Source organism: Nonomuraea aridisoli, assembly GCF_003236395.1.
Lineage (GTDB): Bacteria > Actinomycetota > Actinomycetes > Streptosporangiales > Streptosporangiaceae > Nonomuraea > Nonomuraea aridisoli.
In genome coordinates, this window is record NZ_POUD01000151.1 from 1 (window position 1) to 21641 (window position 21641).

General features: G+C 72.7%; 21 protein-coding genes and 2 pseudogenes. 8 read left to right on the forward strand and 15 right to left on the reverse strand.

Annotated features, from left to right (window positions below):
* Window positions 1–147: 147 nt before the first annotated feature.
* The 5 genes from C1J01_RS29475 to C1J01_RS29495 form a co-directional block, all read right to left on the reverse strand.
* Window positions 148–930, reverse strand: coding sequence for an IclR family transcriptional regulator (locus C1J01_RS29475; RefSeq protein WP_111182233.1), 783 nt, complete (start codon window positions 928–930; stop codon window positions 148–150).
* A 97-nt stretch (window positions 931–1027) separates the two neighbouring features.
* Window positions 1028–1792, reverse strand: a complete 765-nt coding sequence (locus C1J01_RS29480; protein WP_220040160.1) for an XdhC family protein — start codon at window positions 1790–1792, stop codon at window positions 1028–1030.
* Entirely contained in the window at window positions 1789–4137 is a 2349-nt protein-coding gene (locus tag C1J01_RS29485; RefSeq protein WP_111182234.1) for an aerobic carbon-monoxide dehydrogenase large subunit, read from the reverse strand. The genes C1J01_RS29480 and C1J01_RS29485 overlap by 4 nt, the downstream gene beginning before the upstream one ends.
* A complete protein-coding gene (locus C1J01_RS29490) occupies window positions 4134–4607 on the reverse strand; it encodes a (2Fe-2S)-binding protein (protein WP_111182235.1) in 474 nt (157 codons plus the stop codon). Before C1J01_RS29490 ends, C1J01_RS29485 begins: the two co-directional genes overlap by 4 nt.
* Window position 4608: 1 nt before the next feature.
* Window positions 4609–5469, reverse strand: a complete 861-nt coding sequence (locus C1J01_RS29495) for an FAD binding domain-containing protein (protein ID WP_111182236.1) — start codon at window positions 5467–5469, stop codon at window positions 4609–4611.
* A gap of 85 nt (window positions 5470–5554) precedes the next feature.
* On the opposite strand from C1J01_RS29495, the gene C1J01_RS29500 reads away from it, so the two are divergent.
* Window positions 5555–6463, forward strand: coding sequence for a LysR family transcriptional regulator (locus C1J01_RS29500; protein ID WP_111182237.1), 909 nt, complete (start codon window positions 5555–5557; stop codon window positions 6461–6463).
* A 9-nt stretch (window positions 6464–6472) separates the two neighbouring features.
* Here the strand turns inward: C1J01_RS29500 and C1J01_RS50215 are convergent, their stop codons facing one another.
* Together C1J01_RS50215 and C1J01_RS54150 are read right to left on the reverse strand one after the other, a co-directional pair.
* The gene (locus C1J01_RS50215; protein ID WP_181449029.1) at window positions 6473–6640 is read right to left on the reverse strand and encodes a hypothetical protein; all 168 of its coding nucleotides are present in this window, start codon (window positions 6638–6640) and stop codon (window positions 6473–6475) included.
* Between the two features lie 67 nt (window positions 6641–6707).
* Window positions 6708–6830: pseudogene (locus C1J01_RS54150) on the reverse strand (NACHT N-terminal Helical domain 1-containing protein); the annotation flags it as partial.
* 83 nt (window positions 6831–6913) lie between these two features.
* On the opposite strand from C1J01_RS54150, the pseudogene C1J01_RS54155 reads away from it, so the two are divergent.
* Window positions 6914–7048 (forward strand): annotated as a pseudogene (locus C1J01_RS54155) (hypothetical protein); the annotation flags it as partial.
* Between the two features lie 69 nt (window positions 7049–7117).
* On the opposite strand, the gene eda reads toward C1J01_RS54155, so the two are convergent.
* From eda to zwf, 4 genes are all read right to left on the reverse strand, one after another.
* Complete coding sequence (gene eda, locus C1J01_RS29510; protein ID WP_111182239.1) at window positions 7118–7729, reverse strand: bifunctional 4-hydroxy-2-oxoglutarate aldolase/2-dehydro-3-deoxy-phosphogluconate aldolase; 612 nt, start codon at window positions 7727–7729, stop codon at window positions 7118–7120.
* 178 nt (window positions 7730–7907) lie between these two features.
* On the reverse strand, window positions 7908–8873 hold the full coding sequence (gene glk / locus C1J01_RS29515; RefSeq protein ID WP_111182240.1) for a glucokinase: 966 nt from the start codon (window positions 8871–8873) through the stop codon (window positions 7908–7910).
* Window positions 8874–8951: 78 nt separating this feature from the next.
* Window positions 8952–10895 carry a phosphogluconate dehydratase gene (gene edd / locus C1J01_RS29520; RefSeq protein WP_111182241.1) on the reverse strand — a complete coding sequence of 648 codons (1944 nt, stop codon included), beginning with the start codon at window positions 10893–10895 and terminating at the stop codon, window positions 8952–8954.
* Between the two features lie 46 nt (window positions 10896–10941).
* A complete protein-coding gene (zwf, locus tag C1J01_RS29525) occupies window positions 10942–12432 on the reverse strand; it encodes a glucose-6-phosphate dehydrogenase (RefSeq protein ID WP_268958757.1) in 1491 nt (496 codons plus the stop codon).
* A gap of 141 nt (window positions 12433–12573) precedes the next feature.
* Here zwf and C1J01_RS29530 point away from each other — a divergent pair, with 141 nt between their 5' ends.
* Window positions 12574–13788, forward strand: coding sequence for an ROK family transcriptional regulator (locus C1J01_RS29530; protein ID WP_111182243.1), 1215 nt, complete (start codon window positions 12574–12576; stop codon window positions 13786–13788).
* 35 nt (window positions 13789–13823) lie between these two features.
* Here C1J01_RS29530 and C1J01_RS29535 read toward each other — a convergent pair whose 3' ends face one another.
* Entirely contained in the window at window positions 13824–15401 is a 1578-nt protein-coding gene (locus tag C1J01_RS29535) for an ABC-F family ATP-binding cassette domain-containing protein (protein WP_111182244.1), read from the reverse strand.
* 78 nt (window positions 15402–15479) lie between these two features.
* Between C1J01_RS29535 and C1J01_RS29540 the strand changes: the two genes are divergently transcribed.
* Window positions 15480–16118, forward strand: a complete 639-nt coding sequence (locus C1J01_RS29540) for a TetR/AcrR family transcriptional regulator (protein WP_111182245.1) — start codon at window positions 15480–15482, stop codon at window positions 16116–16118.
* Window positions 16119–16122: 4 nt separating this feature from the next.
* Here C1J01_RS29540 and C1J01_RS29545 read toward each other — a convergent pair whose 3' ends face one another.
* Entirely contained in the window at window positions 16123–16824 is a 702-nt protein-coding gene (locus C1J01_RS29545; RefSeq protein ID WP_111182246.1) for a DUF2470 domain-containing protein, read from the reverse strand.
* Between the two features lie 77 nt (window positions 16825–16901).
* Here C1J01_RS29545 and rpsD point away from each other — a divergent pair, with 77 nt between their 5' ends.
* A complete protein-coding gene (rpsD, locus tag C1J01_RS29550) occupies window positions 16902–17516 on the forward strand; it encodes a 30S ribosomal protein S4 (RefSeq protein ID WP_111182253.1) in 615 nt (204 codons plus the stop codon).
* Here rpsD and C1J01_RS29555 read toward each other — a convergent pair.
* Entirely contained in the window at window positions 17467–18345 is an 879-nt protein-coding gene (locus C1J01_RS29555; protein WP_111182247.1) for an ion transporter, read from the reverse strand. The two genes, rpsD and C1J01_RS29555, sit on opposite strands and share 50 nt — an antisense overlap.
* 117 nt (window positions 18346–18462) lie before the next feature.
* Here C1J01_RS29555 and C1J01_RS29560 point away from each other — a divergent pair, with 117 nt between their 5' ends.
* On the forward strand, window positions 18463–18756 hold the full coding sequence (locus tag C1J01_RS29560) for a DUF4190 domain-containing protein (protein WP_111182248.1): 294 nt from the start codon (window positions 18463–18465) through the stop codon (window positions 18754–18756).
* Here the strand turns inward: C1J01_RS29560 and C1J01_RS29565 are convergent.
* Window positions 18688–19383 carry a TetR/AcrR family transcriptional regulator gene (locus C1J01_RS29565; protein WP_111182249.1) on the reverse strand — a complete coding sequence of 232 codons (696 nt, stop codon included), beginning with the start codon at window positions 19381–19383 and terminating at the stop codon, window positions 18688–18690. The genes C1J01_RS29560 and C1J01_RS29565 overlap by 69 nt on opposite strands.
* A 67-nt stretch (window positions 19384–19450) precedes the next feature.
* Between C1J01_RS29565 and C1J01_RS29570 the strand changes: the two genes are divergently transcribed.
* Entirely contained in the window at window positions 19451–20191 is a 741-nt protein-coding gene (locus tag C1J01_RS29570) for an ABC transporter ATP-binding protein (protein ID WP_111182250.1), read from the forward strand.
* The gene (locus tag C1J01_RS29575; protein WP_111182251.1) at window positions 20191–20916 is read left to right on the forward strand and encodes an ABC transporter permease; all 726 of its coding nucleotides are present in this window, start codon (window positions 20191–20193) and stop codon (window positions 20914–20916) included. Before C1J01_RS29570 ends, C1J01_RS29575 begins: the two co-directional genes overlap by 1 nt.
* Window positions 20917–21641 lie beyond the last annotated feature (725 nt).

A 21641-nucleotide genomic window follows, 5' to 3' on the forward strand; every position in this document is an offset into this window, starting at 1 on the left:
GGCCGGATCCTGCCGGTCGTCTCCGGGGCGGGTGGGGCGTTCATGCCTTGATGTGATCGCCGCGGGCACCGCCCGCGCAATCCGCGGTTTCGGCCAGTGGAACGCTTCAGCCGCCAAGATCGGCCGGTGTTCCGGTGGCCGGAACGTTCAGGTGCCGAGCGCGGCCGAGATCGCCTGGGCGGCGCCGCGCACGGAGATGCCGAGCCGGGCCAGCGAGGCGGTGTGGGCGGGCGCGGCCACGCTGACCGCCATGCGGATCCGGCCGTCCGGCCCGAACACGGGCGCGGCCACGCACGCCACGCCCTCGGTGAACTCCTCCCGGGCGTACGCCACGCCGTGCCGGCGGACCTGGGCCAGCTCCCGTTCCAGCGCCGCGAGGCCGGTGATCGTCCGGCGGGTGAGCCGCTCGAACGAGCCGCGCCCCAGCACCTCCCGGCGCAGCGCCGGGTCGAAGGCCAGCAGCGCCTTGCCGGCCGCGGTGCAGTGCAGCGGCGCCCGGTCGAGCCCGTCGGAGCGGGAGGCGACCCGGTTGTGGCCGTAGAGGCGCTCGACGTAGCGGGCCTCGAGGCCGGAGGGCACCGCCAGGTTCACCGTCTGCCGGGTGGTCTCGTACACATAGAGGAGGTACGGCAGCACGACCGCGCGCGTGCCCGGGATGCGCGGGCGGACCAGGCCCGCCATCGACTCCAGCAGCTCGCCCGGCAGGTACGCGTTGCCCACCCGCCGGGCCAGCCCGCGCCCGCACAGCACCCCGAGCAGGCGGTGGGCGGTCGACTTGGGCAGCCCGGTCGAGCGGCAGAGCTGCGCCAGGGTCACCGGCCGGTCGGCGGCGCTGAGCGCGAGCAGGATGTCGATCCCGCGTTCGAGGCTGCCCGGCTGTGACGCGGGGCGCTCGCCCGGCACGACCTGACTGACCGTTTGCGTCGGCATGGATGTCCCTTTCGCTCTCCGGAGAGCGGAAAGGGCTTCCGGGGGCCGCGGTTTGACATCTCCTGACGTACCCGAGCCGCCGCCGCTGATACCCCGATCAGCGCAGCTGGATGATCTCCGCGTAGACGGAAACGGCCACCTCACCAGGCGTTCTGGCCCCTATGTCCAGACCTGCTGGGACATGCACCCGCTCGCCGCCCGCCACCCCGGCCAGCACCGCCGCGCCGCGCCCGCGGCTGGCGATCAGCCCGACGTACGGCACGCCCGCCGCCAGCGCCTCGCGCAGCACCGGCTCCTCGCCGACGCCGTGCGAGGCGACCAGCACGGCCGAGGTGCCGGGCGCGATCGGGCCGGGGCCCGACTCCACCTCGTAGCCGAGCGCCCGGCCGACTTCGGCGAAGGCGCGGGCGATGGGACCGTCGCCGTGCACGCGCACCAGCGACGGCGGCAGCACCGCCTCCAGGAAGATCTCCAGCGTGCCGCCCGACAGGCAGGGCTGGCCCACCGCGACCAGGCCCTCCTCCTCGTACGGCTCGCGTGCCTCGGGCGTGATGCGCAGCAGCGTGGCCGCGCTCGCGGGCCCGCCGCGCAGCAGGCGCAGACCCTGGTCGCGCACGGTGCCGGCCGCGCACACGCCGCCCACGAACCCCTCGACCGTCCCGTCGGGCAGCACCAGCGCGCGGTCGCCCGCCCTGGCACTGGCCGGCCGCCGCACCCGCACCACCGTGGCCAGCACGTACGCCCCCCGCCCCGACCGCAGCCGCGCCAGCCGGCCGTCCAGGCCGTCCGGGCTGTCCGGCGTGGGGGAGCCGGGCGCCCCGCCGCGGGGACGGGGCGCCGGCATGCCGAGGAACTCGCTCACGGGATCGCCAGATCCGTGCGGAAGGGGTTCCCGTTGATCACGCGCCACACGTTCGCCGGGGTGAGCGGCATGTCCGCGTGCCGGACCCCGTACGGCGCCAGCGCGTCCACCACGGCGTTGACCACCGCCGCGGGCGAGCCGACGGTGGCCGACTCGCCGACGCCCTTGGCGCCGATCGGGTGCGTCGGCGACGGCGTCACGGTCTCGCCCAGCTCCCACGACGGGCACTCCATCGCGGTCGGCAGCAGGTAGTCCATGAACGACGCCCCGAGATGGTTGCCGTCCTCGTCGAACGCCATCACCTGCATGAGCGCCATCCCGATGCCGTCGGCCAGCCCGCCGTGGATCTGACCCTCGACGATCATCGGGTTGATCCGCACGCCGCAGTCGTCCACCGCCACGAACCTGCGCACCTTCACCTGCCCGGTGCCGGGGTCGACGTCCACGACGCAGATGTAGGCGCCGAAGGGATAGGTGAGGTTGGGCGGGTTGTAGACGGTGACCGCGTCCAGATGGCCCTCCACCCCCTCCGGCAGCTCCAGGTCGGAGTGGGCGGCGAGCGCGATCTCGGCCATCGACCTGCCGGTGGCCGGGTCGCCCACCACCGCCCACCTGCCGTCGGCCCACTCCAGGTCGTCGGGTGAGGCCTCCAGCATGGCCGCCGCCACGATCCTGGCCCGCTCGCGCACCTTCCTGGACACGATCGCCGCCGCCGCGCCGGAGACGGGGGTGGAGCGGGAGCCGTACGTGCCGAGGCCGAACGGCGTCTGGTCGGTGTCGCCGTGCACCACCTCCACGTCGTCGGCCGGGATGCCCAGCTCCTGCCCGACGATCTGGGCGAACGTGGTCTCGTGACCCTGCCCCTGCGTCTGGCAGGACACCCGCAGCACCGCCTTGCCCGTCGGGTGCACCCGCAGTTCGGCGCCGTCGGCCATGCCGAGGCCGAGGATGTCCATGTGCTTGCGCGGGCCCGCGCCGACCGCCTCGGTGAAGAAGCTGACGCCGATGCCCATCAGCTCGCCCCTGGCCCGCCGGTCGGCCTGCTCGGCGCGCAGCTTGTCGTAACCGGCCAGGTCCATGGCCAGCCGCAGCGCCCTCGGGTAGTCGCCGGAGTCGTACTCCCAGCCGGTGGGGGAGCGGTACGGGAACTGCTCCGGCCTGATCAGGTTGCGCAGCCGCAGCTCGGCCGGGTCCATGCCGAGCTCCGCCGCCAGCACGTCGACCATGCGCTCGACCAGGTAGACGGCCTCGGTGATCCGGAACGAGCAGGCGTAGGCGACGCCGCCCGGTGCCTTGTTGGTGTAGACGCCGGTGACCGCGCAGTGCGCGGCCTCGATGTCGTACGAGCCGGAGAAGACGTGGAAGAAGCCGGCCGGGAACTTCGTCGGCTGCGCGGTGCCGTTGAACGCGCCGTGGTCGGCCAGCACCTTCACGCGGATCGCCCGGATCCTGCCGTCGCGGGTCGCGGCGATCTCGCCGCGCATGTGGTAGTCGCGGGCGAAGGACGTGCTCATGAGGTTCTCCGAGCGGTCCTCCATCCACTTGACCGGCCTGCCGGTGACGATCGAGCCGACGATCGCGCACACGTACCCGGGATAGATCCCGACTTTTCCGCCGAAACCTCCGCCGATGTCCGGCGAGATCACCCGGATCTTGTGCTCGGGCAGGCCGGCCACCATCGCGTACAGCGTCCGGTGGGCGTGCGGCGCCTGCGTCGGACACCAGACGGTCAGCTTCCCCGTGACCTTGTCGAAGTCGGCGACCGCGCCGCACGTCTCCAGCGGCGCCGGGTGCACCCGCGGGTAGAGCATGTCCTGCGCGACCGTCACCTCCGCCTGCGCGAACAGGGCGTCGGCACGCTCCCCGTCGCCGGCCTCCCAGTCGAAGACGTGGTTGTCCGTCCGCCCCTCCAGGTCGTCCCTGATCACCGGGGCGTCCGGGTCGAGGGCCTTCCTGGCGTCGATGACGGCGTCGAGAGGCTCGTACTCGACGTCGATCAGCTCCAGGGCGTCGCGCGCCGAGTAGGCGTCCTCGGCCACCACGAACGCGACCTCCTGGCCCTGGAAGCGCACCTTGTCCGTGGCCAGCACCGCCTGGGTGTCGCGCGACAGGGTCGGCATCCAGGCCAGGCCCAGCCCGGCGAGGGTCTGACCGATGATGACGGCCCTGACCTTCGGATGGGCCTCGGCGGCCGAGGCGTCGACCGAGACGATCCTGGCGTGGGCGTACGGGCTGCGCAGGATCGCGCCGTACAACATGCCGGGCAGGCGTACGTCGTCGGTGTAGTTCCCGCGGCCCCTGATGAAGCGGGCGTCCTCCTTGCGGTGCATGCGTCCGTGGCTCATCGCCTGGCCTCCCCTTCCGCCGCCGCCGCCCAGCGGATCGAGCGCACGATGTTCTCGTAGCCCGTGCACCGGCACAGCTGGCCCGAGATCGCCTCCCGGATCTGCCCCTCGTCGGGATCGGGGACGGTGTCCAGCAGCCGGCGCGCGGTCAGCAACATCCCGGGCGTGCAGAAGCCGCACTGCAGACCGTGGCACTCCACGAAGCCCTTCTGCACGGCGTCCAGCTCGCCGTCGCGTTCCAGGCCCTCCACCGTGGTCACCTCGTGGCCGTCGGCCATGACGGCCAGCACCGTGCACGACTTGACCGGCACGCCGTCGAGCTGAACCGTGCACACGCCGCAGTTGGAGGTGTCGCAGCCCCAGTGGGTGCCCGTCAGGCCCAGCTCGTCGCGCAGGAAGTGGACGAGCAGCAGCCTCGGCTCGACGTCCCTGGTGTGCGGCTGCCCGTTCACGGAGACCGTGATGCGCATGTCAGATCCTCTCCGCCGCCGCGGCCAGCGCGCGCCGGGTCAGCTCGGCGGCCAGGTGGCGCTTGTAGTCGGCCGGGCCGCGCTGGTCGGTGTGCGGCTCGCAGTGCTCGGCGGCGATCCGGCCCGCCGCCGCGAACGCCTCCGGCGACGGCGGCCTGCCCGCCAGGTACGTCTCGGCCTCGGGGGCGCAGAAGTGCTCGGCCCCGACCGCGGTCAGGCCGACGCCGGCCTGCGCGATCACGCCGTCCTCGACGCGCAGGACGGCCCCGGCCGCCGCCACCGGCCAGTCGCCGACGCGCCGCTCGACCTTCACGTACGCGCTGCCGGTGCCGGAGCTGATCGGCACGCGCAGCCGGACGAGCAGCTCGTCCGGCTCGACCGCGGTCTCGTACGGGCCCTGGTGGAAGTCCCGGATCGGCACGGTTCTCGTCCCGTTCCGGCCCTGGATGACGGCCGTGGCGCGTAATGCCGAGAAGACGGCGGACAAATCCTCAGAAGGGTCGGCCTGGCACAACGATCCGCCGATGGTCCCCCGATTTCGGACTATCGGATCGGCGATCACCCGCTCCGCATCCCGAAATATCGGGAAAAGGTCGGTCGCAATGGTGCTGGCGAGCAGTTCTGCGTGCCGTACCAGTGCGCCGATCACCAGCTCGTCGTCCTCGACGGCCAGCCGCCCGAGCTCGGTCAGGCCGTTGATGTCGATCAACGCCTCGGGCTGAGCCAGGCGCAGCTTCATCATGGGGATGAGGCTGTGCCCGCCCGCGACGACCCGGGCCTCGGGGCCGTAGCGCTCCAGGAGTTCGAGCGCGTGCGGCACGCTGTCGGCTCTCTCGTACGCGAACTTCGCGGGAACCTGCATGACAGCACATTGCTGTCACCGATTTGTCGCGACAATCGGCAAATAAGGGATTCCTTATCGCGATGCGCCGCATTAAGAAGAGAAGGTGACGCTCAGCCAGCTCGGCGCGTTCGTTTTCGTGGCGCGTCTCGGTTCCGTCAAGGCCGCGGCAAGGGCGCTCGGCGTCAGCGAGCCCGCGGTCTCCCAGTCGCTGGCCCAGCTCCGCAGGCACCTCGGCGACCCGCTGGTGACCCGTTCCGGTGACCGCATGGTGCTGACCGAGGGCGGCCGGCGGCTGCTCGGCATCGCCGCCCAGATCGTCGCCCTGGGCGCGGAGGCCGTCACCGCCGTCCAGCCGGGCCGCCCGGCGCGCCTGCACGTGGTGATGGACGCCGGACTGGCCGAGTACGTCGCCGGCCCGCTGCTCTGCCTGTTCACCCAGCGCCGCCCCATGGACGCCTCCAGCGGCGTGGCGGCGACGGCCGAGCTGCCCGTGCTGCTGTCCAGCCGGCTGGCCGACGTCGCGCTCGGCGCCCAGGTGGCGGGGGAGGGGCTGGCGAGCCGGCCGGTGCTGCGCTGCCGCCTCATCGTGGTCGGCTCACCCCGTGGCCGCCGCGACCACTGGCTCGTCGGCCCCTCGGGCACCGACCCGGCCAGCGACACCAGCCGCCTGCTGCGGCTGCTGCGGGTGCCGGAGTCGCACGTACGGGTCTTCGCCAACCAGACGGCGGCCTGGAAGGCGGCGGCCGAGGGCGCGGGCGTCGCCCCCGCCACCGCCCACCTGGTCGCCTCCCAGGTCCGCCGCGGCGACCTGGTGCCGATCGACACGGCGGCCACCCCGCTGCCCGCCTACTGGTACGCCACCACGCTGGAGCCGCCGCACCGCTCGGCCGCCGCGGACGCGTTCCTCGACTTCCTCACGACCCCGGCGGCCACCCAGGTCATGCGCACCCCGGACGACGGCATCCCCCGCAGCCGCTTCCGTCCCCCGGTGCACGTGTCGATCTGGAGCTGAACGCCGGCGTCAGCCGTGGAGGATGTCGCCGCGCGGCGGGTTCGGCGTGCCGTACACCTGCTCGGCGTGGGCCGCGTACGCCTTCGGCGCCGTCTCCTTGACGAAGTCGCGCTGGTCCGGCGGCAGCGTGCCGACGGCCTCCTGAACGGCCTGCGGGGAGCCCTCGTAGATCAGCATGCCCAGGATCGCAGCATTCGTCCAGCACGACCTCGTAGAGCCGGGACTGCGCCTCACCGAGGTCCTTGGGGGCGGGCAGGGTCGCGCGGATCGCCCGCGCGAGGCGTACCGGATCGGCGTCGGCGGCCAGCAGGGCGCGGTCGGAGAGGTCCGCGCGGGCCAGGGTGTCGCGGACCTCGGCGAGCACCACCAGGCGGTCGTCGTCGCCGAGGCCGGGGAACTCGCCGCGGCGGCGATAATGGGCCGGTGGCTCTGGAGACCGCCGCCCTGAAGGTGGGCACGGCGGTTGGCGAGCGTGCGTTACGCACGTGGCTGACCGCCCGTTCGACCGATGAGAGCGCCCGCAGGCCGCTCGTCGAGCTGATGCGGGTCCGCTTCCCCGACCAGTTCGTCCGCCGCAAGGCCGGACGCCAGCTCGACGACATCGCCGACGCGGTGGCGGCGCGGGTGCTGAAGCTGTGCGGGCAGCCCCCGGGATCAGCCGAGTGCGGCGGCCTCGGCGGCGAGCTTCTCGATGCGGCTCCAGTCCCTGGCGGCCAGGGCGTCGGCCGGGGTGAGCCAGGTGCCGCCGACGCAGCCGACGTTCGGCAGCGCGAGGTAGTCGGGGGCGGTGTTCACCCGGATGCCGCCGGTCGGGCAGAAGCGCACGTCCGGCAGCGGGCCGGCCAGCGACTTCAGGTAGGGGACGCCGCCCGCCGCCTCGGCGGGGAAGAACTTCAGCTCCTTGATCCCGCGTTCGACCAGCGCCATCACCTCGGACACGGTGGCCGCGCCCGGCAGGTACGCGACGCCGCTCGCGTCCATCGCCTCGACCAGCGAGAGAGTCGTGCCGGGGGAGACGAGGAACTTCGCGCCCGCCGCCACCGACGCCGCGATGTCGTCCGTCGTCCGTACGGTGCCCGCGCCCACGGTGGCCTCGGGGACCTCGTCGGTGATGCGGGCGATGGCGTCCCGGGCGGCCGGCGTGCGCAGGGTCACCTCGATGACCGGCAGCCCCCCGGCCACCAGCGCCCGCGCCAGCGGGACGGCGGTCTCGGCGTCGTCGATCACCACGACGGGGATCACTGGGGCGAGATCGAGCAGGCTCATGGGTTTCTCTCCTCGTCGGCCGCGTCAGGGCCGTCTGGTCTTCGAACAAAGCACCCGGGTCGCCACCGGGCGAGACTGCCCGGCCGTTCCCGGGTGAAACGCCCCGGCCCCATCGGGCGCGCCGCTCCTCCCGCTCCCGGCGGAAACGCCGGCCGGGGCGGGCCGAGACGGCGGGGGTTCACCCCGCGCCCTCCGTGCGGGCGCGCTGGCGCAGCCAGGCGGCGGCGCCGGTCAGCGCGGGCTGGGAGGCGACGATCAGCACGGTGCCGATGGCCGTCAGATAGTCGGCCATATCGGGATTGTCAGTGAATCGAGTGCGGAAGGCACTGGTACGCACGCGTTCCACCATACGGGGCAGCACTCCGCCGCCCAGATACACCCCGCCCCTGGCCCCGAGCGTCAGCGCCACGTTCCCGGCGAAGCCGCCCAGCATCCCGCAGAACACCTCGACGGTCTCCGCGCACAACGGGTCGTCCTCCCGGGACACGATCTCCGAGGCCGTCAGGCCGGGCGCGCCGACGCCGTGCACCTCGGCCAGCGCCCGGTGCAGCCGCACCAGGCCGGGCCCGGACAGCAGGTGCTCGGCCACCACGTGCTCCAGCCCCTGCGCGCGCAGCGCGCGGACGACCTCGAACTCGCGCGGTTCCCTCACCGGCACCGTGACGTGGCCGCCCTCGCCGGGCACCGGCGTCCAGCCGTCGCGCGTCGGCACCAGCCCGCCGACGCCGAGCCCGGTGCCCGGGCCCAGCACCGCCTTGGCCCCCGCGCCGGGCGGCGGCCCGCCCAGCGAGACCAGGTCGTCGCCGTCCAGATGCGGCAGCGACAGTGCCAGCGCCTCGAAGTCGTTGAGCGGCACGGCGTACGGCACGCCGAGATCGCGCACGGACCCGGCCCACGACGAGTTCGTGAGCCGGTAGCGGTCGCCTTCGACGGGTCCCGCCAGGGCCAGACACGCCGCCCCCGGTCGCACTCCGCCCGCGTGTTCGGCGAGATAGGCGGCTACGGCTTCGGGAAGGGTCGGGTAGTCGGCCCCGGCCAGCACGGCCACGTTCGACGGTCTGGCCTCCGGCGAGGTGACCAGACCGAACCGCGCGTTGGTGCCGCCGATGTCGGCGACGAGCCAGGGCAGGTCAAAGGCGTTCACGCATACCTCCGGCGTCCGGGACGGCGACAAGATCCGCCGTACACCGAAGGATGATGCCACGCGCGCAGGCGGCGGCGCTCACCGCGCCAATCCGGCGGGACGCACGCCCGCCGGCGTGCCCGTCTCCAGGTGCGAGAAGCCCGCCTCGGCCGGGAAGCCCAGCCCGGGGCCGTGCTGCGCCGACTCGGCGCCGCTCACCCCGAACACGCCCGCGCCGCGCTCGGCCGGCCCCGCCATGCGGCGGAAGGCGGCGAACAACTCGCGCCCGGTGCCGACCCACTGCGCGTCGCTCAGCGGCCGGCCCTCCGGCGTGCGCCGGGCCAGCTCCTCGGCGGGCACCAGCAGCTCCAGCGTGCCCGCCGCCGAGTCGAGCCTGATCACGTCGCCGTCGCGCACCAGCGCGATCGGCCCGCCGTCGGCCGCCTCGGGCGACAGGTGGATGGCCGCCGGCACCTTGCCGGACGCGCCCGACATGCGGCCGTCGGTCACGATCGCCACCCGCTGTCCCCGGTCCAGCAGCACGGCCAGCGGCGGCGTCAGCTTGTGCAGCTCGGGCATGCCGTTCGCGCTGGGCCCCTGGTAGCGGATGACCGCCACGAAGTCCTGCCCGTCCAGCTCGCCCGCCTCGAACGCGGCCAGCAAGTCGGCCTGGTCGTCGAAGACCTTGGCCGGCGCCTCGATCACCAGGTGCTCGGGCTTGACCGCCGAGACCTTGCTGACCGCGCGGCCGAGGTTGCCCTCCAGCATGTGGATGCCGCCGTCGGCGGCGAACGGGTCCGCGACCGGGCGCAGCACGTCGAGGTCGGCGCTGCCGCCGGTGACCGGCGCCCAGACCAGCTCGCCGTCCACCAGCTCCGGCGCCTGCCGGTAGCGGTCGAGGCCCGGCCCGGCGACGGTCATCACGTCGGCGTGCAGCAGACCCTCGTCCAGCAGGTCGCCGATGAGCACCTGCATGCCGCCGGCGTCGCGGAAGTGGTTCACGTCCGCCTGGCCGTTCGGGTAGATCTTGGTCAGCGACGGCACGACCTTCGACAGGCAGGCCAGGTCGTCCCAGGTCAGCTCGATCCCCGCGGCGGCCGCCATGGCCACCAGGTGGATCGTGTGGTTCGTGGACCCGCCGGTGGCCAGCAGCGCGACGCAGGCGTTCACGATGGACTTCTCGTCGACCAGCTCGCCGATCGGCGTGTACTCCGCGCCGTGCGCGGTGATCTCCACCGCGCGGCGGCCCGCGGCCGCCGTGAGGGCGTGGCGCAGCTCCGTGTGCGGGTTGACGAACGTCGAGCCCGGCAGGTGCAGGCCCATGACCTCCATCAGCGCCTGGTTGGAGTTGGCGGTGCCGTAGAAGGTGCAGGTGCCGGGGGAGTGGTACGACTTCGCCTCGGCGTCCAGCAGCTCGTCCCGGCCGACCTTGCCCTCGGCGAAGAGCTGGCGGGTGCGCGCCTTGACCTTGTTCGGCAGGCCAGAGGTCATCGGCCCGGCCGGCACGAAGATCGCGGGCAGGTGCCCGAAGTGCAGCGCCCCGATGAACAGCCCCGGCACGATCTTGTCGCAGACGCCCAGCAGCAGCGTGGAATCGAACATGTCGTGCGACAGCGCGATCGCGGTCGCCATGGCGATCACGTCGCGGCTGTAGAGGGACAGCTGCATGCCGGCCCGCCCCTGCGTGATGCCGTCGCACATGGCCGGCACGCCGCCCGCCACCTGCGCCACGCCCCCGGCCGCGCGCACGGCCGCCTTCAGCTCCGGCGGGTACGTCTCGTACGGCTGGTGCGCCGAGAGCATGTCGTTGTAGCTCGTCACGATGGCCACGCCCGGCTTGGCGCTGCCGCGCAGGGCCGGCTTGTCCTCGGCGGAGGCGCCCGCGAAGCCGTGCGCGAGGTTGGCGCAGCCGAGGTGGGCGCGCGCCGGGCCCTTCGCCCGCGCGGCCTCGCCGTCACGCCGGATCCGCTCCAGGTACGCGGCCCGGCTCGCGGCGCTGCGCTCGGCGATCCGGTCGGTGATCTCCTGGATGACGGTGTTCATGAACCCTCCTTCGCCGGGTCCGCGAACCCGAGGTCGCTCCGTGTGATCATGCGTCCTCCCCGTCGTGCCAGGTACGGCCGCTGCGGCCGAGCAGCTCGTGGGCGGCCGCGGGGCCCGTGCTCCCGGCCGGGTACGGCTCCGGCAGCGCCGGGTCGGCCTTCCAGGCCGCAAGGATCGGATCGATCCACCGCCAGGCCGCCTCGACCTCGTCGCGCCGCATGAACAGCGTCGGGTTGCCGGCCAGCACGTCGGTCAGCAGCCGCTCGTACGCCTCCGGCACCCGCGTCGTGAACGTCTTGCCGAAGCTCAGCGCCATCGGCACCGGCTTCAGCGAGATCTCGCCCGCGCCCGGCTCCTTGGCCATGATGTGCAGCTCGATGCCGTCCTCCGGCTGCAGCCGCAGCACCAGCCGGTTCGGCGAGCCGCCGGGGAAGATGGAGTGCGGCACGTCCTTGAACTGCACCACGATCTCCGAGCGCCGGTACGGCATGCGCTTGCCGGTGCGCAGGTAGAACGGCACCCCCGCCCACCGCCAGTTCTTGATCTCGGCCCGGATCGCGGTGAACGTCTCCACCCGCCGCGAGGCCTCGGTCGTCGGCGTGGAGGCGGGCTCGTCGAGGTAGCCCGGCATGCCGTCGGCCGCGACGTACTGGCCGCGCACGGTGAAGCGGTCGACCTCGCCGCCGGTGATCGGCCGCAACGCCTGCAGCACCTTGACCTTCTCGTCGCGGATGGACTCGCGGTCGTTGCGGGCCGGCGGCTCCATCGCGGTCAGCGTCAGCAGCTGCAGCAGGTGGTTCTGCACCATGTCGCGCAGCGCGCCCGCGTGGTCGTAGTAGCCGCGCCGGCCGGGCGTGCCGACGGTCTCGGCGGCGGTGATCTGGACGTGGTCGATCCAGAGCGAGTTCCAGATCGGCTCGAGGAAGGCGTTGGCGAAGCGCAGCACCAGCAGGTTCTGCACCGTCTCCTTGCCCAGGTAGTGGTCGATGCGGAAGATCTGGCGCTCGTCGAAGATGGCGCCGACCTCGTCGTTGATGCCCTGCGCGCTCACCAGGTCGTGGCCGAGCGGCTTCTCCAGCACCACGCGCGAGCGCGGCGTCACCAGGCCCGCCTCCTGCAGCTCGCGGCAGAAGGGCCCGAACGTCCTGGGCGGGCTGGCGAGGTAGTAGACGCGGTCGCGGTCCTCGTGCCCGGCCAGCAGCTCCGCCAGCGCCTTCCACCCGGAACGGTCCTCGCCGCCGACGTCCACCGACACGTGGTGCAGGCGGCCCAGGAAGCGCCGCCACAGCTCGGGGTCGTCGATCGGGACCTGGTCGCGTACCTCGGCGTCCACCTTGCCGCGGAAGTCGGCGTCGGTCAGCCCGCCGCGGGACATGGCGATGACACGCGTCTCGGGGGAGAGGCGGCCGTCCCGGTCGGTGTGGTACAGCGCGGGGATCAGCTTGCGCATGGACAGGTCGCCCGTGCCGCCGAAGACGACGAGGTCGGCGGTGTGGGGCTGGCCGGGGTCCGGGTTGGTGGGCACTGCGGGGGACACGGTGAAGGCTCCGATGATCTGCCTAGCAGGGACAGATCGGACACTAACGAGAGTTTGGGTCGTGCACAAGCGGAGTTTTGGCATTCGAGATAAAAAAGTCACGACTTTTCATGACAGAAGCCCATGTGGTTCACTTAACCGATGCCTCGACGTACTGCCGCGACCCTCGCCACGAGTGGCGAGGTGCTCCGACTGATCCGCACCGGTGAGGCCGTCACGCGGGCCGATCTCGGCCGGGTGACCGGCCTGTCACGCCCCGCCGTGCAGCTGCGCGTCGGCGAGCTGCTGGAACGCGGCCTGGTCGTCGAGCGCACCGACGCGCCCTCGACCGGCGGCCGGCCGCCCGTGCGGCTGGAGTTCAACGCCGCGGGCGGTGTGGTGCTAGTGGCCGCGCTCGGCGCGAGCCGCACCCGCGTGGCCGTCTGCGACCTGGCCGGCGAGGAGCTGGCCGGCCGGGAGTTCTCGATGGACGTCGAGGAGGGCCCCAACGTCGTGCTCCCGCTGCTCATGGACACCTGGGACGAGTTGCTCGGCGACCGGCCGCACTCGATGATCAGGGGCGTCGGGATGGGCGTGCCGGCCACGGTCGAGTTCGCCGAGGGCCGTACGGAGAGCGCCCGCGTCATGGCCTCGTGGACCGGCGTGGTGATCCCGCCCATCATCCGCGAGCGCTTCCCCGTGCCCGTCCTGGTGGACAACGACGTGAACGTGCTGGCCATCGGCGAGCACCGCGGCGTCTACCCCGAGCTCGGCGACCTGATGTTCGTCAAGGTCTCCACGCGGATCGGCGCGGGCGTGATCGCCGGCGGCGGCATCCTGCGCGGCGCGCTCGGCGCGGCCGGCGAGATCGGCCACATCCCGGTGCTGGACGGCGGCGGCGTGCTGTGCCGCTGCGGCAACACCGACTGCGTCGACTCCGTGGCCAGCGGCACCGCCCTGCTGCGCGATCTGCGCGCCCTCGGCAAGGACGTCAAGACGATCGCCGACGTGACGGCGCTGGTGCGGGCCGGCGACGCCGAGACGATGGCCACCGTCCGCGAGGCCGGCCGCCGGATCGGCGAGGTGCTGGCCGGCGCGGTCAACATCCTCAACCCGGCGGTCGTCGTGCTCGGCGGCGACGTGGCCGAGGCGTTCGGCCCACTGGTGTCGAGCATCCGCGAGGTCGTCTACCGCCGCTCCACGGCCCTGGCGACCCGCCGGCTGCGCATCGAGCCGAGCCGCCTCGGCGCGGGCGCCGGCATCACCGGCTGCGCGGTGATGGTCCTCGACCACGTGCTCTCCCCGGAGGCCGTGGACGAGACCATGACCGTCACCGCCCTGCGCCCCGACGCCCTGACCGCCCGCCCGGCCGGCTGATCGGGCCGGTTGATCGGGCCGGTTGATCGGGCGGGTCAGAGGTCCCAGCGGGGGACGGGGCTCTCCCGCACGTCGCCCTCGGCGCCGAAGATCAGGTGGCGGTCGAAGGCGTCGGCGAACCAGCGGTCGTGGGTGACCGCCAGGACCGTGCCCTCGAAGCCCTCCAGCCCCCGCTGCAGCGCCTCCGCGCTGGCCAGGTCGAGGTTGTCGGTCGGCTCGTCGAGCAGCAGCAGCGTCGCGCCCGACAACTCCAGCAGCAGGATCTGCAGGCGCGCCTGCTGCCCGCCCGACAACGTCTCGAAGGGCTGCCCGCCCGCCGGCGCCAGCTCGTAGCGGGCCAGCGCGGCCATGGCCTCGTTGCGGGTCAGCGCGAACTCCCGCATCACCACCTCGGCCGCCGGGCGGCCGTGCAGGTCGGGACGCAGGTGGGTCTGGGCGAAGTGGCCGGGGCGGACGCGGGCGCCCAGGCGGGCGGCGCCCGTGTGCGGGATCGGCTCGCCGGCCAGCAGGCGCAGGAAGTGGGATTTGCCGGTGCCGTTCAGGCCGAGCACGCCGACGCGCTCGCCGTACCAGATCTCGGTGGAGAACGGCCGCAGCAGGCCGGTCAGCTCCAGCTCCTCGCAGATCACCGCCCGCTTGCCGGTGCGCCCGCCGCGCAGCCGCATCCGGACGTTCTGCTCCTTCGGCGCGCGCTCGGGCGGCCCCGCCCGCTCGAACCGCTCCAGCCGCGTCACCGCCGACTGGTAGGCGCCCGCGAGCGCGTCGTTGTTCGCCGACCGCTGCCGCAGCGTGTGCACGAGCCGGCGCAGCCGGGCCCGCTCGTCCTCCCAGTGCCGCCGCCGCTCCTCCAGCCGCTCCGCGCGCCGCAGCCGGGCCTGCGCGTACGTCGCGAAGCCGCCGCCGTGCACCCAGACGCCCCGGCCCTCGACGGTGACGATCCTGTCGGCGGCCTCGGCCAGGAGCCGCCGGTCGTGCGAGACCAGCAGCACGGTCTTGCCCGAGGCCCTGATCGACCGCTCCAGCCACTGCTTGCCGCGCACGTCGAGGAAGTTGTCGGGCTCGTCGAGCAGCAGCACGTCGTCGGGGCCGCGCAGCAGCGCCTCCAGCATGAGCCGCTTCTGCTCACCGCCCGACAGGGTCGCCACGCTCCGGTCGCGCACCTCCTCGTACGGCAGGCCCAGCGCCTCGGTGGCGCACGCGTCCCACACCACCTCCAGCGCGTAGCCGCCCGCGTCGGCGTAGTCGGCCAGGGCCTGGGCGTAGCCGAGCTGGGTCTCCTCGTCGTCGCGCGCCGCGAGGGCGGCCTCGGCCCGGCCGACGGCCGCGGCCGCCTCCCGGACACGGGCGGGCGCCACGTGCATGAGCAGGTCGCGCACGGCGCCCGTGCCGAGGAACTGCCGCATCACCCCGACGCCGCTCCCGCCGGTGGAGATCCGCCCCTCGGCCGGCCGCAGCTCGCCGGCGATCAACCGCAGCAGCGTGGTCTTGCCGGCGCCGTTGGGCCCGACGAGCGCGGCCTTCGCGCCCTCGCCCACCCGGAACGACACCTCCAGCAGCAGCGGCCGCCCGTCGGGCAGCAGGTACGTCACCTCGCGCACGTCCACGTGCCCCATGGCCGCCACCTCCTGCTCGATCGACGTTCCATCTACTAGACCATCGATCCGGTCACTCGTCCACCGTATTATGCGCGGGTGGAGAACGTGTGGTCGCGGCCCCGCAAGGCCCCCAGGCAGACGCTGACGCTGGAGCGCATCGTGGCGGAGGCGCTGGCGCTGCTCGACGAGGAGGGCGTGGGCCGGCTGACCATGCGCCGCCTGGCCGAGCGCCTCGGCACCGGCTCGACCACCCTCTACTGGCACGTCGCCACCAAGGACGACGTGCTGGACCTGGCGCTCGACGCCGTCTTCGGCGAGGTCCGCCTCCCCGATCCCGCGCCCGGCGAGGGCGACTGGCGGCGGCCGGCGCGGGAGCTGATGCGCGGCTGGCGGGCGGCCCTGCTGCGCCACCCCTGGTCGGCCGCCCTCCTCGACCGGCCGCTCATGGGACCGAACGCGCTCTCGCGCACCGAGTTCCTCTATCAGACGCTGGCCGGGGCCGGGTTCACCCCGCCGAAGGCCGCCGCCCACAGCCTGGCCAACTACGTCATGGGCTCGGTCATCATGCAGGTGGCGTGGGAGCGCGGCGGCGACGGCGACACCGGCGCGTTCCTGCGCGAGCGGGCCGCCCGCTACCCGGCCCTCGCCGAGCACGGCCTCGGCCACACCTGGGACGCCACGTTCGACGAGGGGCTCGGCTACCTGCTCGACGGCATGGAGCAGGCCCGCCGGTAGGCGTTCAGCAGGTGCACAGCAGGCTGCGCAGCGACGTCTCCAGGCACAGCGCGGAGCGCGCCGCCGACGGCCACGGGAAGCGCACCAGCGACTCGTCCACCCGTACGGTGGCCCCCAGCCGGTCCAGCTCCCACAGCCACACCTCGCCGGCCGGCTCGCCGAGCTGCCGCACCACGCCGGCGGCGAGCTGGACCCGGTGTGACTCGTTGACGTGCGCCAGCACCCGCTCGGCCACCTCGGTCAGCGGGTCGGGCGCGGCCCCCAGGTACTCATCGGCGTCCAGCATCCCCGACTCCTGGCCGGTCAGGTAGACGACCTGGCCCACGTCCATCCGCAACAACCGGGGCGCGTCCGCCCGCCCGTACCGCTCCAGGGCCTCGAACAGGCCCTCGTCCGGACAGTGCGCGGCCACCGTCACCGCCGCGGAACGCGCCTCCTCCTCCGGCACCGCCTCCGCCCACCCCTGCACCTCGACCAGCCCCCTCGGATGCGTGGCCGGGCCCAGGCGCCGCATGGCGGTCAGGTTGACCGCCGCGACGGCGTCGTCACGCACCCGGTGCAGCGGCTCACCCGGCAGCACGAGCAGCACGGGCCGGCCGCGCTGGTCGACACCCCCGCGGACGGGCGAGGGGGCGCCGTCGACGGTCAGTTTGGCGACGCCGGCGGTCGCGGCGAGGGTGCGGACCCGTTCGGGGATCGGCAGCATGGCGCCTCCTTTGAGAACGCAGGCAATGGTAGGTTAGGCTCACCTAAGTAAGGATTACCTAAGCACAAGAGGTGAACGTGCGCTACACCGGCCCCAAGGTGCGACTGTCGCGTCGCGCGGGCGTCCCGCTGACCAGGAAAGCCGTCCGCTACTTCGAGCAGCGCCCCTATCCGCCGGGCGAGCACGGCCGCAGGACCAGCCGGCGCAACACCGGCGACTACGGGCTGCGCCTGATGGAGAAGCAGAAGCTGCGCTGGTACTACGACGTCTCCGAGCGCCAGCTGCGCCGCTACTGGGACCTGGCCGTGCGCAAGCCCGGCGCGTCGGGCGCCGAGCTCGTCACGTTGCTGGAGACCCGCCTGGCCTCGCTCGTGCTGCGCTCCGGCCTGGCCCCGTCGATCTACGCGGCCCGCCAGTACGTCACCCACGGCCACATCGCCGTGGACGGCCGCAAGGTGGACATCCCCAGCTACCTCGTCAAGCCGGGGCAGGTCGTCTCGGTGCGCGAGCGCTCGCGCCGGATGCAGCCGTTCGTGGCCGCCGCCGAGGGTGTGCACGCCGACGAGCGCACGGCGCCGTACCTGTCGGTGGAGCTGCCCGAGCTGCGCTTCACGCTGACGCACCGCCCCGAGCGTGAGCAGATCATCGTCCCCGTCGACGAGCAGCTCGTGGTGGAGTTCTACTCTCGCTGACGACGGCGCCCGGCCCAGTTGTCGGCCCAGTTGTCGGCCCAGTTGTCGGCTCCGCCCGCAGGCGGAGCTCGGCGACCTCCTTGCGCAGCTCGACGAGTTCGTCCAGGATCCGCTGGGTGTGGGCCGTGGTGTCCTCCAGCGCGGCCCGCTCCTCGGCGTTCTCCTCGTCCATCGCGCTCACGACCACCGCCATGAACAGGTTGAGCACCACGAACGTGCACACCAGGATGAAGATCGTGAAGAAGATCCAGGCGGACGGGTGGCGGGTCATGACCTCCCTGGCGATGTTGCCCCAGTCGTCGCCCGTCATCGTCTGGTAGAGGGTGAACAACGAGGTCGGCAGGCTGCCGAAGCGGTCGGGCGTGCTCTGCCCGTAGAGCTTGGTGGCCATGACGGCGGCCACGTACAGCACCAGGGAGAGCAGCACCACGATCGAGGTCATCCCCGGCAGGGCGCGCAGCAGGGCCGAGACCACGCGGCGCAGGCTCGGCACGACCGACAGCAGCCGCAGCGCCCGCAGGATGCGCAGCGAGCGCAGCACCGACAGCGCGCCCGTCGTGGAGGCGAACGCGACGGCGACGATCGCGGTGTCGAAGAGGTTCCACGGGTCGCGTACGAACGCGGTCCGTTCGACGTAGATCTTGGCGGCCAGTTCGGCGGTGAAGATGTAGAGCGCCAGGTGGTCGACGACCGTCAGCAGCGGGCCGTGGCGCTCCACGACGGCCGGGAACGTCTCCAGGCCGAGGGTGCCCGCGTTGACCAGGATGACACCGACGATGAAGCGCTGGAAGTGCCGGTGGGCGAGGAGGGCGCGGGTGCGTTCACGCACGGGGACAGGGCTCCTAAGGCAGTGTGATCATGTGCCCTCTCATGATGGCCCAAGATGATCAAGCCGGTGCCTGTGGTATAAAAACCGACTTAAGCGGAAAAGGGGGCGAGGGGGACTATGGCGTACCAGAACTACTACGGTCCGCCGCCGCAGACCCACCCCAACGGCACCACCATCCTCGTGCTGGGCATTCTCAGCCTGGTGATCTGCTCCTTCCTCGGCCCCTTCGCCTGGGCGATGGGCACCAGGGCGCTTCGCGAGATCGACTCCAGCGGCCACTACTTCGACAACCGCGGTCAGGTGCAGGCCGGCCGCGTCTGCGGCATCATCAGCACCGTCCTGCTAGCCATCGGCCTCGGCCTCACGATCGTGATCCTGGCCCTCGCCCTGCTCGCCGGGGCCTTCGCCTAGTACGCCCAGTGCTCCGAACCCGTGCTCCAGCAGCTCGAACGCCCGCTCCGCGGCGGCCCTGAGGCCGGGCTCGACGCTCTCCCACGGCTCTCCCGCCAGCTGCCTGCCCAGCGCGTAGTCGCTGAGCCGCCGCGTGGTGGTGAGGAGGTGGGCGGCGGCGAGCCGGGGCGTCAGGTCGTCGGGGTCGGCGTCGAGCTCGTCGGCGAGCGCCCGCGCCAGCGCCGTCTCGCGGTCTTCGTGAAGCGCCCGCATCCGCGCCACCAGTGACGGGCTGTCCTCGACGATCCCGGCGAACACGTCGGCGCCCGGATTGAGCCCGTAACGCCAGTCCCGCGTGCCGATCGCGTCGAGGAAGTCGCGGCGGAAGGCCGCCACCACGCCCTCGCCCCGCGCGCGCTCCCGCAGCACCCGCACCGGCAGGTCGACGGCCACGTCGTGCCGGTCGGCGAAGAGGTCCTCCTTGGTGGCGAAGTAGTTGAAGACCGTGTTGACGGAGACGTCGGCGGCCCGCGCCACCTCGGCCACGGTCACGTTGTCGAACCCCCGCGCCATGAACAGCCCCATCGCCATGTCGGCGATGCGCTGCCTGGTCTCGCGCTTCTTCCGCTCACGCAGCCCCTCTGCCATGCCTGTCATCGTACCTAGTTTGCAGTGACACCAAAATTGTGATTACCCTAAATTTGGAGGCGATGAAATGATCAGAACTTCAGGTCTGGGCAAGACCTTCGACGGCGGCGTGGCAGCCGTCGAAGGCGTCGACATCACGGTGGAGCCAGGCGAGATCGTCGGCTTCCTCGGCCCGAACGGCGCCGGCAAGACCACCACCATGCGCATGCTGACCACGCTGCTGCGCCCCACGTCCGGCACCGCCACGGTGGCCGGCCACGACCTCGCCGGCGAGCCCCGGGAGGTGCGCAGACGCATCGGCTACGTCGCGCAGGGCAGCGGCCTGGCGCCTGCCACGCCGCTCAAGGACGATCTCGAGCTTCAAGGCCTTCTGTACGGCCTGAGCCGTCGCGAGGTCGCCGCCCGGGCCGAGGAGGTCCTGGCCCGGCTGGAGCTCACCGGGCTCGACGCCCGGCCCGCCGCCGCGCTGTCCGGCGGTCAGCGCCGCCGCTTCGACATCGCGTTCGCGCTGCTGCACGACCCCGCGCTGCTCTTCCTGGACGAGCCGACCACCGGTCTCGACCCGCAGAGCCGCGCCGCCCTGTGGGACCACATCCGCGCGCTGCGCGCCGACCACGGCATGACGGTGTTCCTGACCACCCACTACCTCGACGAGGCCGGAGCGCTGTGCGACCGGCTGATCGTCATCGACCACGGCCGCATCGTGGCCGAGGGCACTCCGGCGGAGCTGAAGACCGGCGGCCGCACGCTCGACGACGTCTTCCTCGACCTCACCGGCCGCGCGCCGCGCGAGGAGGCGGGCGTCTGATGCCGCGCGACACCTGGGTGCTGCTCCGCCACGACGTACGCGCCACGCTGCGGCAGAAGGCCGGCATCGTGTTCGGCGCGATCCAGCCGCTGCTGTTCCTGGTGTTGTTCGGGCCGATCTTCGCCACGTTCGGCACGTGGGAGACGCTCGTCCCCGGCCTGATCCTCCAGCTCGGGCTGATGAGCACGGGGATGGCCGGGTTCGGCGTCGTCTTCGACAAGCGCACGGGCGTGCTGGAGCGCATGCGTGTCACCCCGGCGAGCCGCCTGTCGCTGCTGCTCGGCCGCGTGCTCGCCAACGTCGTCACGCTGGTCGCGCAGATGGTGCTGCTGCTCGCGGTGGCCTTCGCCTTCGGGCTGCGCGTCCCGCCGGCCGGGCTGCTGGCGGGGTTCGCGCTCGTCGTCGTGCTCGGCGCGGGCCTGGCGGCCCTGTCGTACGCGGTCGCGCTCACCATGAACGAGCACCTGTTCCCGCCCGTGATGAGCACGGCCGTGGTGCCGCTGGTGCTGCTGTCGGGCTCGTTCCTGCCGATGTCGATGGCGCCGGGCTGGCTCGACGCCCTCTCGTACGCCAGTCCGTTCCGGTACGCGCTGGAGGCCGTACGCGACCTCTTCCACGGCCGGTACGCCACCGCCACGGTCGCGGCGGGCGTCGCGGTGACCGTGCTGTTCACCGCGGCCGGCCTGATGATCGGGACGCGCGTGTTCAACAGGGAGCACGCCTGACGTTCCCGGCGCGGTTCCGGCTCGTCGCCGGAGGGCTGACCCCGGCCGGGGAGCCCGGCGCGGTCTCTATGGCGCGCCGCCACCGCCGCGAGTCAGGCGGGCGCAATCCGTTGGCGGCCCTGGTCTTCCTGCCGCATAACCTCACGGACCAGGGCTCGAGACCAAGCGCTCGTTGCGGGGCGCAGAATCCTCGCTCGCGGAGGCCCCGGCGGGGCGGACCGGCACGCCTTACCATGTCGCGCCTTGGCGCGATACATCGCGCACCGCCCCCGGCGATCGGGTCGGGAACGACTTGCCTTAATTGGGCAAGCTTTTGGCGTTGATCGCTGGATGCGTGGCGCTCGTGACCGTCCGCACTCGAACGCTCACTCTTGATCGTTATACGGCAATCAGGGCGAGCCTGGAGTTTTGCCTCCAGGAGATCAGCCCGTCCGAGCCGAGAACTTAGCGTGAGATCAATCGGCCGCGCCCAAGGTCCGTGGAGACCGGCGCGGCCATCCCGAGTCCCGATGCGGTCGGGACGTCCCGAGACCGAGCTAGAGGTGATCTAGCGATGACCCAGATCAAGAAGTTCCTCGCGGCCGGCGCAATGGCGGCCTCCGCCCTCGCCGTCCCCGTCACGGTATCGGCTCAGCCCGCCACCGCCGAGCCCTCCGCCCAGCGGACCACCACGGAGACGATCTCGCAAGCCCACCCCTGCAGGTTCCACAAGAACCCGGCTAGAT

Excerpts from the sequence above, each read along its gene's own strand:
- C1J01_RS29565 (WP_111182249.1), bottom strand. The coding sequence starts at position 19,383 with ATGGCAGAGGGGCTGCGTGAGCGGAAGAAGCGCGAGACCAGGCAGCGC.
- C1J01_RS29495 (WP_111182236.1), bottom strand. The coding sequence starts at position 5,469 with ATGCAGGTTCCCGCGAAGTTCGCGTACGAGAGAGCCGACAGCGTGCCG.
- C1J01_RS29490 (WP_111182235.1), bottom strand. The coding sequence starts at position 4,607 with ATGCGCATCACGGTCTCCGTGAACGGGCAGCCGCACACCAGGGACGTC.
- edd (WP_111182241.1), bottom strand. The coding sequence starts at position 10,895 with ATGAACACCGTCATCCAGGAGATCACCGACCGGATCGCCGAGCGCAGC.
- C1J01_RS29570 (WP_111182250.1), top strand. The coding sequence starts at position 19,451 with ATGATCAGAACTTCAGGTCTGGGCAAGACCTTCGACGGCGGCGTGGCA.
- C1J01_RS29530 (WP_111182243.1), top strand. The coding sequence starts at position 12,574 with ATGCCTCGACGTACTGCCGCGACCCTCGCCACGAGTGGCGAGGTGCTC.
- C1J01_RS50215 (WP_181449029.1), bottom strand. The coding sequence starts at position 6,640 with ATGCTGATCTACGAGGGCTCCCCGCAGGCCGTTCAGGAGGCCGTCGGC.
- C1J01_RS29560 (WP_111182248.1), top strand. The coding sequence starts at position 18,463 with ATGGCGTACCAGAACTACTACGGTCCGCCGCCGCAGACCCACCCCAAC.
- C1J01_RS29485 (WP_111182234.1), bottom strand. The coding sequence starts at position 4,137 with ATGAGCCACGGACGCATGCACCGCAAGGAGGACGCCCGCTTCATCAGG.
- C1J01_RS29575 (WP_111182251.1), top strand. The coding sequence starts at position 20,191 with ATGCCGCGCGACACCTGGGTGCTGCTCCGCCACGACGTACGCGCCACG.
- C1J01_RS29475 (WP_111182233.1), bottom strand. The coding sequence starts at position 930 with ATGCCGACGCAAACGGTCAGTCAGGTCGTGCCGGGCGAGCGCCCCGCG.
- C1J01_RS29535 (WP_111182244.1), bottom strand. The coding sequence starts at position 15,401 with ATGGGGCACGTGGACGTGCGCGAGGTGACGTACCTGCTGCCCGACGGG.
- eda (WP_111182239.1), bottom strand. The coding sequence starts at position 7,729 with ATGAGCCTGCTCGATCTCGCCCCAGTGATCCCCGTCGTGGTGATCGAC.
- C1J01_RS29545 (WP_111182246.1), bottom strand. The coding sequence starts at position 16,824 with ATGCTGCCGATCCCCGAACGGGTCCGCACCCTCGCCGCGACCGCCGGC.